General features: G+C 70.7%; 15 protein-coding genes. 7 read left to right on the top strand and 8 right to left on the bottom strand.

Annotated features, from left to right (window positions below):
- Window positions 1-17 precede the first annotated feature (17 nt).
- Window positions 18-350, top strand: a complete 333-nt coding sequence (locus tag ACFFNX_RS08000; protein ID WP_378197587.1) for a TraR/DksA family transcriptional regulator — start codon at window positions 18-20, stop codon at window positions 348-350.
- 24 nt (window positions 351-374) lie between these two features.
- On the opposite strand, the gene ACFFNX_RS07995 is transcribed toward ACFFNX_RS08000, so the two are convergent.
- Window positions 375-1,139, bottom strand: coding sequence for a class I SAM-dependent methyltransferase (locus tag ACFFNX_RS07995; protein WP_378197584.1), 765 nt, complete (start codon window positions 1,137-1,139; stop codon window positions 375-377).
- 258 nt (window positions 1,140-1,397) lie between these two features.
- Between ACFFNX_RS07995 and ACFFNX_RS07990 the strand changes: the two genes are divergently transcribed.
- The 6 genes from ACFFNX_RS07990 (at window position 1,398) to ACFFNX_RS07965 (ending at window position 6,939) form a co-directional block, all read left to right on the top strand.
- The gene (locus tag ACFFNX_RS07990; protein WP_378197581.1) at window positions 1,398-2,015 is read left to right on the top strand and encodes a sigma-70 family RNA polymerase sigma factor; all 618 of its coding nucleotides are present in this window, start codon (window positions 1,398-1,400) and stop codon (window positions 2,013-2,015) included.
- 37 nt (window positions 2,016-2,052) lie between these two features.
- Window positions 2,053-2,319: a mycothiol system anti-sigma-R factor gene (rsrA, locus tag ACFFNX_RS07985; RefSeq protein ID WP_285570332.1), complete on the top strand. Its 267-nt coding sequence runs from the start codon at window positions 2,053-2,055 to the stop codon at window positions 2,317-2,319.
- Between the two features lie 252 nt (window positions 2,320-2,571).
- The gene (locus ACFFNX_RS07980; RefSeq protein ID WP_378197577.1) at window positions 2,572-3,912 is read left to right on the top strand and encodes an HD-GYP domain-containing protein; all 1,341 of its coding nucleotides are present in this window, start codon (window positions 2,572-2,574) and stop codon (window positions 3,910-3,912) included.
- A 55-nt stretch (window positions 3,913-3,967) separates the two neighbouring features.
- Window positions 3,968-5,233, top strand: coding sequence for an HD-GYP domain-containing protein (locus ACFFNX_RS07975; protein ID WP_378197574.1), 1,266 nt, complete (start codon window positions 3,968-3,970; stop codon window positions 5,231-5,233).
- Window positions 5,234-5,325: 92 nt separating this feature from the next.
- Window positions 5,326-6,654 carry an acetyl-CoA carboxylase biotin carboxylase subunit gene (locus tag ACFFNX_RS07970; RefSeq protein ID WP_378197571.1) on the top strand — a complete coding sequence of 443 codons (1,329 nt, stop codon included), beginning with the start codon at window positions 5,326-5,328 and terminating at the stop codon, window positions 6,652-6,654.
- 72 nt (window positions 6,655-6,726) lie between these two features.
- Window positions 6,727-6,939, top strand: a complete 213-nt coding sequence (locus ACFFNX_RS07965; RefSeq protein ID WP_378197568.1) for a biotin/lipoyl-binding carrier protein — start codon at window positions 6,727-6,729, stop codon at window positions 6,937-6,939.
- A gap of 63 nt (window positions 6,940-7,002) precedes the next feature.
- Here ACFFNX_RS07965 and bsaP read toward each other — a convergent pair whose 3' ends face one another.
- From bsaP to bioD, 7 genes are all read right to left on the bottom strand, one after another.
- Window positions 7,003-7,188 carry a biotin synthase auxiliary protein BsaP gene (gene bsaP, locus ACFFNX_RS07960; protein ID WP_378197565.1) on the bottom strand — a complete coding sequence of 62 codons (186 nt, stop codon included), beginning with the start codon at window positions 7,186-7,188 and terminating at the stop codon, window positions 7,003-7,005.
- A gap of 111 nt (window positions 7,189-7,299) precedes the next feature.
- Entirely contained in the window at window positions 7,300-7,833 is a 534-nt protein-coding gene (locus tag ACFFNX_RS07955) for a GNAT family N-acetyltransferase (RefSeq protein WP_378197562.1), read from the bottom strand.
- A 104-nt stretch (window positions 7,834-7,937) separates the two neighbouring features.
- Window positions 7,938-9,557 (bottom strand): monocarboxylate uptake permease MctP, encoded by a 1,620-nt coding sequence (mctP, locus tag ACFFNX_RS07950; protein WP_378197559.1) that lies wholly within the window; start codon window positions 9,555-9,557, stop codon window positions 7,938-7,940.
- Window positions 9,558-9,803, bottom strand: a complete 246-nt coding sequence (locus ACFFNX_RS07945) for a DUF3311 domain-containing protein (protein WP_378197556.1) — start codon at window positions 9,801-9,803, stop codon at window positions 9,558-9,560.
- A gap of 146 nt (window positions 9,804-9,949) precedes the next feature.
- Window positions 9,950-10,693 (bottom strand): hypothetical protein, encoded by a 744-nt coding sequence (locus tag ACFFNX_RS07940; protein WP_378197553.1) that lies wholly within the window; start codon window positions 10,691-10,693, stop codon window positions 9,950-9,952.
- A 49-nt stretch (window positions 10,694-10,742) separates the two neighbouring features.
- Complete coding sequence (gene bioB / locus ACFFNX_RS07935) at window positions 10,743-11,762, bottom strand: biotin synthase BioB (RefSeq protein ID WP_378197550.1); 1,020 nt, start codon at window positions 11,760-11,762, stop codon at window positions 10,743-10,745.
- Window positions 11,759-12,306, bottom strand: a 548-nt coding sequence (gene bioD / locus ACFFNX_RS07930; protein WP_378197547.1) for an ATP-dependent dethiobiotin synthetase BioD, incomplete at its 5' end; no start/stop codon positions are given. The genes bioB and bioD, both read right to left, overlap by 4 nt.

Here is a 12,306-nt window from a genome sequence, read left to right as displayed (position 1 = left end):
GCGCGTCGGAGGTGCGCATGGCTCTGGACACCGCGCGCAAGCGCCTCGACGAGATGCTCGCCGACCTTGAACGGTCGATCACGGCCGTACAGGAGGAGCATCCGGAGGCCGAACACCACACGGCCGACGCGGGGGCGAGCCTGTCGGACACCGACCGGGTCGACGCCGCCCTCGCGGCGTTGCGCCGTCAGCGTGCCGAGGTGCTCGCGGCGCTCGCGCGCGCCCACGAGGGCACGTACGGCAAATGCGTGGACTGCGGCCTGCAGATCCCCGAGGTCCGCCTGGAGGCCCGCCCCGAGGCGGCCCGCTGCGTCGCCTGTCAGGGGAAGCACGACCGACTCCACCGGTAGTGCCGGTGGAGTCTGAGACGGCCGTTACCCGGTCTTCTTGATCGCGCTGGCGACGAGGTGGATGCCGACCGGCTCGTCGGCCTGCGGAGCGGTCAGCTCGGCGCGTACGAGACGGGTGAGCGACTCGGGGCTGGCGTTCAGCACGTGCTCCACGGTCGAGGGCGACAGCGCCGTGCGCGGCCGGATCCACTCGACCTCCAGGCCGCACTCGGTGAGCAGGTCGCGCAGCTGCTCGACGCCGAAGCACCGGGTGATCGTGCCGTCCGGCCAGGGCACCAGCATGACCTCCGAGCGCGGCACGTCGGACAGGTGCGCCCAGTAGTTCTGCTCCGCCAGGATGGCCATGCCCAGGACGAGGGAGTCCACGCTCAGCAGCACCCGGCCGCCGGGGCGCAGCACGCGGGCGATCTCCGCGACGACGTTCTCGGTGACGAGGTGGCGCGAGAGCATGCGCCCCTCGGCCACGACGGCGTCGAACGAACCGGGGGAGAGGAAGCCGAGAGAGGACGCCTCCGCGACGATCGTGCGGGTGCGCCGGGGCTGCGGCGTGCCGCGAGGAGCGTCGCGGACCTCGACCACGGTGTGGCCCGCGTGCGCCGCCTGGTCGGCGTAGCGGGTCTGGGGCCCGGAAAGGTCGAGCACCCGTGACGGTCTGCGGGGCAGCCATCGGGACAGCTGCGCGGCCGCCACGGCCCAGTAGAACGTCCAGTAGCTCGCGAGCGACTCGGACTCGCCGACTGCGGGATGCTTCGCCGGAATGGACAGCACGGCGGCTCCTCGGGGATGCATTTCTCCCAATCCTTCCCTGTTGGCGGTACGAGCTCACACTTCATGCCGATGTGCCGGAGCATTCCCCCGCTCCTGGGAATCCCGCGGGCGCGTGGCGCGTTGCACAGCGTCATAACGGACACTGGCCTGCGAAAGTTCGAGGTGATGATGGCCGTCTTGCTGGCGGACCGGCGCGATGCGCCGGCGGTGCACCCGCTATCGTCTGGAGCGTATGGTTTCGGTGCTGGTCTCGAGGCCGGCACGCGCGCTACGGAGGGGGTGGGTCAGGTACCCGAGGCAGTGGAGACTCTGGAGCAGCGCAGTCGGCGCTTCGAGCGCGACGTGCTTCCGTTTCTCGACCAGCTTTACTCCGCCGCGCTGCGCATGACGCGCAACCCCGCGGACGCGGAGGATCTGGTCCAGGAGACGTTCGCCAAGGCGTTCGGCTCCTTCCACCAGTTCCAGGAGGGCACCAACCTCAAAGCCTGGCTTTACCGCATCCTCACCAACACCTTCATCAACTCCTACCGCAAGAAGCAGCGGGAGCCGAAGCAGTCGGCGTCGGAGGAGGTCGAGGACTGGCAGCTCGCACGGGCCGAGTCGCACACCTCGACCGGCCTGAAGTCCGCCGAGGCCGAGGCCCTCGAGCACCTTCCCGACTCCGATGTGAAGCGGGCCCTGCAGGCGCTGCCCGAGGACTTCCGGATGGCGGTCTACTTCGCGGACGTCGAAGGCTTCGCGTACAAGGAGATCGCCGACATCATGGGCACTCCTATCGGTACCGTGATGTCCCGGCTGCACCGCGGCAGGCGGCAGCTGAGGTCGATGCTCGAAGACTACGCGCGTGATCGCGGGCTCGCCCGCGCGAACGGGTCCGGGCGCAAGGAGGACGCATGAGCGACCGGACGCCCGCGCACCCTGGTGAGGTGGCGAAATGAGCTGCGGAAAGCCTCATGAGACCCCCTGCACGGAGGTCCTCGCCCGTATCTACTCCTACCTGGACGGCGAGCTGGACGAGCACGGGTGCTCCGACATCAGGCAGCACCTCGACGAGTGCGGTCCCTGCCTGCGGGAGTACGGCCTGGAGGAGTCGGTCAAGAAGCTCGTGCACAAGAGTTGCGGCTGCGACCCGGTGCCACAGGATCTCCGGGCGAAGGTGCTTGGGCGAATCGAAGAGGTTCGCGCCAATCTCGTCGAATGACCGACTTTGCAGCTCATGGGCGAGACCGCCGACCGTAGGTGACGATTCATTCACGCTTTGCTCACGTTTCCTCGCGCGTCTGCGTGAGCGGGGGCTGTCGGGTTAGGCTTACCACCGATTCTTCCGGCGTCGGATCCGAGGCGGGCGGTGAGTCAGGGATGAGGGGCTCCCGGAGCCGGAGCCCGACGGGGAGGCGGAGAAAGATGCGTCAAGGCGTGTCCTGGAATTAGCCCATAACCTGTGGGGGCGGCATTGCGTGGACTTCCCCTCGCCGCATGGGCGTACGTCTGCACGGTCGTCGTGCTCGCGGCGTCGTCCATCGGCCTTTCGTCCCTCGACGGCATCGACTGGACCACCCTTGCCGTTCTCGCGGTGCTGTCGGTGATCTGCGAGTCGGCGCCGGCACTGCTCAACAGCGAGAACGCCCGGGTGTCGCTGAGCTACTCGGCGGGCCTGGCCTCGGTCGTGCTGCTCGGCCCGGCGGGCGCCGCGATCGTCGGGGCGTCGGCGATCATCGCCTGGCGACGCGACATGGGCCTCGTGAAGCGGCTGTTCAACGGGGCCCAGTTCGCCCTCTCGGGCTACCTCGCCGGCGTCGTGTACAGCGCGGTCGGCGGCACGACCGGCAAGCCCACCAACGGCCTGTTCCCGGACATCATCGCGCCCTACCTCGCCGCCGTCGTCACCTACGTCGCCGTCAACCTCGCCCTGATCGGCGTCGTCCTCGTGCTCACCAAGACGGCGCCCCTGTGGGGGTTCCGCTGGCGGCCCATCGGCAACCTCGCCGTCGGCCAGCTGTCGTACGGCATGTTCGGCCTGCTCATCGCGGCGCCGTGGGGGCTCATCGGGCCGTTCTCCGCGGTGCTCGTGCTGATGCCGATGCTGCTGGCCCGGTGGGCCTTCCAGCAGACCAGCGACCAGCAGCAGGCCCACGCCGCCACGATCGCGGCGCTCTGCCAGGCGGTGGAGACCAAGGACTACTACACGCGCGGCCACAGCGAGCGCGTCTCCCGCGGCTCGGCCATGATCGCCGCGGCGATCGGGATGCGGCCGGAACGGGTCGGCGCGGTCCGCTATGCCGGGATGCTCCACGACGTCGGCAAGCTCGGCGTGCCGACCAAGGTGCTGCAGAAGGCCGGCGACCTGACCGAGGAGGAGTTCGCGGCGATCCAGCTGCACCCGATGCGCGGGCTGGAGATCGTCCGGGAGATCGGGTTCCTCGACGAGGCCCTCGCCGGCATCATGCACCACCACGAGCGGATGGACGGCAAGGGCTACCCCATGGGGCTGGCGGGCCTGGAGATCCCCGAGTTCGCCCGGGTCATCTCGGTGGCCGACGCGTTCGACTCGATGACCTCCACCCGCTCCTACCGCCCCGCCCGCTCCATCGAGGAGGGCATCGCCGAGCTGCGGCGCTCGGCCGGCAGCCACTTCGACCCCGAGCTGGTCGAGGCGTTCATCGCCGCCATCGAACGCCACGGCTGGACCCAGCCCGACCCGGTCCCGCCGCCCGAGGAGGGCGCCGAGACCACCCAGCAGGACCACGACGACCCCAGCGCGCCGCTGCGCGTCGCGGGGGAGGGCGTCCGATGACCCGTCCGGTGGCCGGGGGGCCGGCACGCCGGATCGCGGCTGGGGGAGCGCGCACGTGACCGCGCAGGCCGGACGCCAACGCCCGGCATGGCAGTCGCTGGACTCCGCCCAGCTGCTGCTGATCGCGGTGGCCGGGATGCTGATCATCGCCTCCGTCACCCAGGTCGGCGCGGTCGGACTGGAGGACTCCCGTACGGCCATCCTGTTCGGCGCGCTCATCGCCATCGGCGAGCTGCTCCGCATGATCATGCCCGGCAGCCGCGAGGTCGCCCCGATCGCGAGCGCGGGCTCCGTCGGGTACGCCCTGCTGCTGCGGGTGGGTAGCGAGCCGGCCACGCACTCGGCGTTCCAGGCGGTCACGGTGACGGCCTGCGGCACGCTCATCGGCGCGCTGCCGCACATCGCGGTCGGCCGGGTCCCGGCGCTCGACGCGATGGCCCGGCGCATCCTGAGCCCGGCCCTGGTGGCCTTCGTCTTCCGCCCGATCGGCAACTCCTCCCTGCGGCATCACTGGCCGCTGCTCATCACGGTGATGGTGCTGACGGTCATGTTCGCCTGCGCCGCCGAGATGGTGGCTGCGGCGACCATCCGCGCCGAGGCGGTGCGCACGCGGTTCGCCATCGCGCTCGGCGACGAGGTGCGGGCCAAGGTTCCGCTCTGCGCCGCCTCGGGCGCGACCGGCATGCTCATCGCGGTGAGCACGTTCGTCATGGGCCCGGTGGCGCTGCTGGTGTTCAGCGCGCCGATCCTGGTGACCCAGGTCGCGTTCCGGCGCTTCGCCGGCATCCGGGCCACCTATCTGCAGACCGTCCGCGCCCTGTCGCAGGTGACCGAGGTCGGCGGCTACGTCGAGACCGGGCACTCCCGGCGGGTGAGCGAGCTGGCCGTGCAGATGGGACGCGAGCTGGGTATGAACGAGGAGGCGCTGCTCGAGCTGGAGTATGCCGCGCTCATGCACGACATCGGCCAGCTGTCGCTGCGCGATCCGATTCCGGGCGGCGCGACCGTTCTGGCCTCGCCCAGCGAGCAGCGGCGCATCGCCGGGCTGGGCGCCAACGTGATCACCGAGACCGGCGTGCTGAACGAGGTCGCGGAGATCGTCCGGCGCCAGTCCGAGCCGTACCGCGCGGCGGAGGGATCCGCTCCGCCGCTGGCCAGCCGCGTCATCAAGGTCGCGAACGCCTACGATGATCTTGTCGGTGCGTCGTCCGACCGCGACCGGTCGGCGGCCGTGCTCGAACGCCTGCGGGGTGATTCGGCCGCGGAGTACGACCCGACCGTGGTCGAGGCGCTCGGACACGTTGTCGACCGTATGCGCTGACAAGGCGGCACTCGGGTTTTTGTCGGCGAGCATCGCGCTCTGCCGACGCATGCGTGGTTATTCTTCCTGGGCTGACGAATTGAGGAGGAGCGGTGTTCGAGTCGGTACTGGTGGCCAATCGCGGAGAGATCGCCCGTCGGGTGATCCGAACCGTGCGTGCGCTCGGAGTCAAGGCGATCGCCGTGTACTCCGAGGCCGATGCCGACCTGCCGTATGTCGCCGAGGCCGACGAGGCGGTCCTGATCGGCCCGGCGCAGCCGGCCAAGAGTTACCTCGACATCGACGCGGTGATGGAGGCCGCGCGGCGCACCAACGCCCGCGCCGTCCACCCGGGCTACGGCTTTCTCGCCGAGAACACCAAGTTCGCCCAACGTGTCGTGGACGACGGGCTGACCTGGATCGGCCCGCCCGCGGAGGCGATCGCGGCCATGGGCGACAAGATCAACGCCCGTAACCTCATGGAGAAGGCGGGAGTGCCGGTCGCGGTCGGCACCCGCGAGCCCGTTCCCGACGCCGACGCGGCCGTCGCCGCGGGCATCGGCTACCCCGTCATGGTGAAGGCGTCCGGCGGCGGTGGTGGCATCGGCATGAGCGTCGCGCACGACGAGGCCGAGCTGCGCAAGGCCTTCGAGACGGCGCGCACGCGCGCCGAGCGGTTCTTCGGCAATCCCGACATCCTGCTCGAACGCTTCATCGAGCGCGCCCGGCACGTGGAGATCCAGATCCTCGGTCTCGCCGACGGCACGGTGGTGGCCCTCGGCGAACGCGACTGCTCGGTGCAGCGCCGGCACCAGAAGGTCGTGGAGGAGACCCCGTCCACGGGCGTCGGCCCCGAGCTGCGCTCCCGCATGCTCGCCGCGGCCGTGCGCGCGGGCGAGGCCGTGGGCTACCGCGGCGCCGGCACGGTCGAGTGCCTGGTCGACCCGGCGGCACAGGAGTTCGTCTTCCTCGAGATGAACACCCGGCTCCAGGTCGAGCACCCGGTCACCGAACTGGTCACCGGCATCGACCTGGTCGAGCAGCAGCTCCTCGTCGCGGCGGGCGAGCCGGTCACGTTCACCGCGGCCGAGCCGCGCGGGCACGCGATCGAGTTCCGCGTCTACGCCGAGGACCCCAAGCGGTTCCTGCCCAGCCCCGGCGAGATCACGGTGTGGGAGGAGCCGTCCGGCGACGTCGTCCGGGTCGATGCGGGCTACCAGGCGGGCAACAAGGTCACCCCGTTCTACGACCCGCTCCTCGCGAAGCTGTGCGTCTACGGCGCCGACCGGCCCCAGGCCCTCGCCACGGCGCGGGAGGCGGTCGAGGCGTTCCGCGTCGAGGGCCTCAAGACCAACCTGCCGTTCTTCACCGAACTGCTGGCCAACCCGGAGTTCGTCTCGGGTGACTACGACACCGGGCTGGTGGACCGGATGCGCGCGTGACCAGGGACTCATCGCACAATTGGATCGGCAAGAGCGTCCGGCAGGCGCCGGCGTCTGAGGGAAGGAGCCGCGTTGGCTGAAGTGCGCGCGGAAATGGTGGCGAACGTCTGGAAGGTCGTCGTCAGTGAGGGCGACGCCGTGGAGGACGGTGACACTCTCGTCATCCTGGAGTCCATGAAGATGGAGATCCCGGTCATCGCCGAGGACTCCGGCACGGTCGCCAGCCTCAAGGTCGCCGAGGGCGATGTCATCCAAGAGGGCGATCTGATCGCCGTCATCGAATAGCCGGAAGGGCCGCCGGACCCCGACTCAGAGACTGCCCGGAGGCATGGGGTTCCGGGCGGTCTCTCAGCCCGTACGCCTGCCGTGTCTGCTGCAGTCGGCGGTCCAGCCGCCGGGCGTCACCTGGACGACCATGCGGCGGCGGCATTCGGGGCAGTAACGCGGAGGCTCCATCGCCCGTGCCATGCGGCATCCTCCATGGTCACCGCCGTTGAGCGGGTCTCCGCAGTGGTCGCAGTAGGTCGCCGTCACGGTGCAGCAGCGTACTCCAGGAGCACGCCGGAACGCCGGTGACGGGCGCGAAGAACTCCCGTCACGGCGCGGCGGGCGCCGCCGAAGCGGGCCAGGGCGCCGGTGACGGGTTCAAAGGGCCAACGTGTAGGTCAGAAGCTCCACGCCGGGCTGGGGCTGCCAGTCGCGCTCTGGCGTTCGCGTGAAACCCAGCCGCCGGTAGATCCGGTGCGCGGCGTGCATCATCGGCTCGGTGGACAGCCGCAGGGCGCGGCAGCCGTCGTCGCGCGCGCGGGCGACACAGTAACGGACGAGCGCCTCGCCGAGGCCCAGCCCGCGTGCGGCCGGCACCACCGCGAGCATCCGGAACTCCGCCTCGCCCTGCACCGTCAGCTGCGCCCACGGACTGCCGTGCCGGCAGTAGGTCACCGTGCCCGTCGGCTCGCCGTCGTGCGTGGCCACGAGCAGTTCGGCCTCGCGGGCGCGGGCGGCCGCGTCACGCAGCCGCAGGATGTAGGTGCTGCTCGGGCTGATGTAGCCCGCCGCCACGTAGATCGCGGCGGTCAGCTCGCCGATCTGCGCGAACTCATCCGGCCGCGCCACCCGGATCTCGACACCGGGTGGATACGGGGGCGCGGGATCCGGTGGCCGAGTCTCCTCGCTCACCCTCAGAGCCTAGACCACCACAAAGCGGGATCGGTCCCCTGGTCCCCGGTTGCCCGGGGACCGATCCCGCTGAACGCGCCGCTCCGTGACCTGTTCGACCCGGGTCAGTCGGTGACGAGCTCGGGCAGCTCCCGTACGCCGGAGTCGCCGGCGTCGGCGGTGTAGTCGCCGGGCCGGGTCTCGTCCGTGCCGTCCGGCACGCCGGCCGCCCGGAAGATCACCGTGAGCACCACCACGACGATCATGTTGATGACGAAGGCGGTGAAGGCGATGTAGCCCGGATGCCCGAGGAACGGGATGTCCGCGGTGGACTGGGCGAAGTGCCGCTGCGTCGGCGAGTGCTGGTCGTAGGCGGTCACCGTGCCGTACACCATCGCGACCGCCCAGCCGGCGAGCAGCGCCCACCGGTGGAACCACCGGGTGTAGAGCCCGAACCCCAGCGAGGGGAACGTCTGCACGATCCAGATGCCGCCCAGAAGTTGCAGGTTGATCGACAGGGTCTTGTCGAAGGCCAGCACGAAGACGAGCGCGCCGATCTTGACCAGAAGCGACACGAACTGGGAGACGCGGGTCTCCTCGGCGGCCGTCGCGCCCGGCCGGAAGAACGCGGTGTAGACGTTGCGGGTGAACAGGTTCGACGCCGCGATCGACATGATCGCCGCCGGCACGAGAGCGCCCACGCCGATCGCGGCGAAGGCCACCCCGGCGAACCAGCCCGGGAACATGTGGTCGAACAGCGTCGGGACGGCGAGCTGCGGGTTCTTGGCGGCCTTGACGGCGGCGGCGACGTCGGGCCGGGCCAGCGCCATGTAGCCGAGCAGGGCCAGGAGCCCGAGCATCAGCGAGTACGCCGGAAGCAGTGCCGCGTTGCGTTTGATCACGTTGCGGCGCCCGGACGCCAGCGCCCCGGTGACCGTGTGCGGATAGATGAACAGTGCCAGCGCCGACCCCAGCGCGAGCGTGCCGTACGCCCAGTGGGTCATGTCGCTGGTGACGAGCGAGCCGCTCGGCTTGCCGGTCGCCGGGTTGGGCTTGGCCAGGCTGCTCTGGGCGCTGTCGAAGATGTGCCCCCAGCCGCCCAGCTTCGTGGGGATGTAGATGACCGCCACGATGATCACGACGTAGATCAGCGTGTCCTTCACGAACGCGATCAGCGCCGGCGCGCGCAGACCCGAGGTGAAGGTGTAGGCCGCCAGGAGCGCGAACGCGACGAGCAGCGGCAGGTCCCGGGCGAGCCCGGAGCCCGTCACTCCCATGACGGTGAGCACGGCCTGGATGCCGACAAGTTGCAGTGCGATGTAGGGCATCATCGCCAGGATCCCGGTGACCGCGACGGCCAGGCCGAGCGACCGGGAGCCGAACCGCCCGCGTACGAAGTCGGCGGTCGTGACGTAGCCGTGGACGTGCGAGACGGACCAGAGGCGCGGGCCGATGAGGAACACGATCGGATAGGCGATCGCGGCGTACGGCAGGGACCAGAACCCCATCGCGCCGCTCGCGAAGACGGCCGCGGGGACCGCGATGAAGGTGTAGGCGGTGTACAGGTCGCCGCCGAGCAGGAACCAGGTGGTGAACGTGCCGAAGCGGCGGCCGCCCAGCCCCCACTCGTCCAGGTGCATGATCGTCTGTCCGCGCCGCCAGCGCGCGGCGAGGAAGCCCATCACGGTGACCGCGGCGAAGAAGATGAGGAAGACGGTCAGCTCGACACCGTTGACGTCGTCCATCTACTCGTCCTCCTCGTCGGCGGGCCGCGTGGGCCGGGTCCGGCGGGTGAGCCGGTACGCGATGCCGATGAACACCGCGGTGAGGATCACCCAGAGGAGCTGCCACCAGTAGAAGAACGGGAAGCCGGCGAGCCGCGGCTCGACCTTGGCGTAGCTCGGGACGGCGAGGTAGACGACGAACGGCGCGATCAGCAGGACCGCGACCACGACGCGTACGGCGGGTCTGGTCGAACGGGGATCAGACATGCGGAGGCCCTTTCGAAACCGGGTTTCGCTGCGCGCCACTGTGAACGCGGCCGGTCACGGTGCGGTAACGGCCGCCTGCGTCGGGGGCGTCGGTGGACGAGATCGCCCAGGGCCTCCACAACGCCGAACCGGGACCGGCAAGAGCCTCAGAGCGCGGTGCAGTCGCGTTCGTCGGGGAGGAGCGGGCGGACGGCCACCCGGAACGTCTGACCGTGGTCGCGCCACTCGGGCCGGCCGGCCAGGCGCTGGACCGCCGTGGCGTCACGGCCGGTGAGGACCGTGCAGGTGCGACCCCCGACCCGGGTGCCGGTGCCCAGCGACGTGAACGGCCACTTCGGCGCGTCGCTCTCGTCCGCGGTGGCCGCCAGCACGGCGACGCGCGACGGCCGGTACGGCCGCGGGTCGGTGCTCTGGTCGCCGCGCGGCCAGGAGGACGGGACGAGCCGGGGCAGGAACCGGGCGGCCGGGTCGTCCGCGTGCCGGCCCTCCTGGATGATCTTCGTGGTGCGTGGGCGGCCTCCGGTCACGAAGGTGATCACCTTGTAGGTCGCGTCGGCGATGTTCCGGTCGTCGACCGTACGCGCCCTGGCGAGCCCGGCCTTGGACGCGTCGGAGACCAGCCGGCGCAGCGCCTGCGCCGTGAGGTGGTACTCGGTCGGGTGCGCGCCGCCGGTGATCGCACGCCCGTCGCCGTATAGGGAGAACTCCGGCATGGTGCCGGGGCCGCCCAGGCCGGCGATGCCTCCCGTGGTCCTCGTGCGGAGCACGAGCGCGTCCCCCGAGCCGAGGCTCGGGGACGACGAGCCGCCGACCTGGGCCTGAGAGTCTCCGGCGCACCCTGCCGTGAGCAGCGTAACGCCGCCGATCACCGTGACGACCACCGTCTTCATCGTGACCACCTCCCGTCCGAACTCCGACGGTAGTGGCCGTCCGACGGTTCTAGAGCGTTTGTGACAGTGCCTTGATCGGCATTTTCAACTCGTCCAGCATCTCCAGGTCACTGCCGGTCGGGCGACCCAGCGTCGTGAGGTAGTTACCGACGATGATCGCGTTGATGCCGCCGAGCATGCCCGACCGGGTGCCCAGGTCGCCTAGCGTCAGCTCGCGCCCGCCCGCGTACCGCAGGATCGTGCGCGGCAGCGCCAGCCGGAAGGCCGCGATGGTCTTCAGCGCCTCGGCGCCCTCGACCAGCGGGTAGCCGGCGAACGGCGTGCCGGGGCGCGGGTTGAGGAAGTTGAGCGGCACCTCGTCGGGCTCCAGCTCGCCGAGCTGCGCGGCGAACTCGGCCCGCTGCTCGACCGTCTCGCCCATCCCGACGATGCCGCCGCAGCACAGCTCCATGCCGGCCGCGCGCACCATCTCACAGGTCTGCCAGCGTTCTTCCCACGTGTGGGTGGACACGACCTTGGGGAAGTGCGACTTCGGGGCCTCGAGGTTGTGGTTGTAGCGGTGCACGCCCATCGCGGCCAGCTCGTCGACCTGCTCCTGGGTCAGCATGCCGAGCGAGCACGCGATGTTGATGTCCACCTCCTTGTTGATCGCCTCGACGCCCTCGCGCACCTGGCTCATCAGCCGCTCGTCCGGCCCGCGCACGGCCGCGACGATGCAGAACTCGGTGGCACCCGTCGCGGCGGTCTCCTTGGCGGCCTGCACGAGCGAGGGGATGTCCAGCCACGCCGCGCGCACGGGGGAGGTGAACTGGCCCGACTGGGAGCAGAAGTGGCAGTCCTCCGGGCAGCCGCCGGTCTTGACCGAGATGATGCCCTCGACCTCCACCTCCGGGCCGCACCACCTCATGCGCACCTCGTGGGCGAGCGCGAGCAGGTCCTCCAGACGGTCGTCGGGCAGCGTCAGGCACTCGTGGATCTGCTGCTCGCCGAGCCCCTCACCCCGCTCCAGCACCTGTGTGCGCGCGACGGCGAGGATGTCGGTCGGCGGCGCCGGGATGGTCTCGCTCACGGCTCTTCCTCTCGTGGGATCAGTTCCCCGTACGTCTGCGCACGGGCACGGCAGTCCTCCCGGAACACCGCGGGGTCGAACACTCCGCCCAGGTGCGGCGCGAGGCCGGCACGGGCGGCGAGCAGGAACTCCGGACCGTCGAGCCGCCCGGACCGCTCCGGCAGCACGCCGGACAGCGGGCGCGCCGCGATGGTCTCCAGGTCTCGCACGTTGCACAGGTCGTCCAGCAGGGGACGGCGCGGCCAGGCCCCGATCACGATGCCGGCCAGGTCGATGCCGCGCCCGGCCATGGCCTCCAGCGTCAGCGCCGTGTGGTTGAGCGTGCCCAGGCCCGGCCGTACGGTGACGAGTACGGCGGCCTTGAGGGAGTGCGCGAGGTCGGCGAGCGTGGCGCCGTCGTCGTCGTAACGTACGAGCAGGCCGCCCGCCCCTTCGACGACCACCAGGTCGCGGTCGAGGGCCCTGACCCGCTCCGCGCAGGTCGCCAGATCCGGCGGCGGCAGCCCGGCGAGGCGCGCCGCGGCGGCCGGGGCGAGGGCCGCGA

The sequence above is a fragment of the Actinoallomurus acaciae genome (genome assembly GCF_042429965.1).
Classification (GTDB): Bacteria; Actinomycetota; Actinomycetes; order Streptosporangiales; family Streptosporangiaceae; genus Actinoallomurus; species Actinoallomurus acaciae.
This window is presented reverse-complemented; position numbering and strand designations above follow the sequence as displayed.

Excerpts from the sequence above, each read along its gene's own strand:
- ACFFNX_RS08000 (WP_378197587.1), top strand. The coding sequence starts at position 18 with ATGGCTCTGGACACCGCGCGCAAGCGCCTCGACGAGATGCTCGCCGAC.
- ACFFNX_RS07940 (WP_378197553.1), bottom strand. The coding sequence starts at position 10,693 with ATGAAGACGGTGGTCGTCACGGTGATCGGCGGCGTTACGCTGCTCACG.
- mctP (WP_378197559.1), bottom strand. The coding sequence starts at position 9,557 with ATGGACGACGTCAACGGTGTCGAGCTGACCGTCTTCCTCATCTTCTTC.
- rsrA (WP_285570332.1), top strand. The coding sequence starts at position 2,053 with ATGAGCTGCGGAAAGCCTCATGAGACCCCCTGCACGGAGGTCCTCGCC.
- ACFFNX_RS07945 (WP_378197556.1), bottom strand. The coding sequence starts at position 9,803 with ATGTCTGATCCCCGTTCGACCAGACCCGCCGTACGCGTCGTGGTCGCG.
- ACFFNX_RS07995 (WP_378197584.1), bottom strand. The coding sequence starts at position 1,139 with ATGCATCCCCGAGGAGCCGCCGTGCTGTCCATTCCGGCGAAGCATCCC.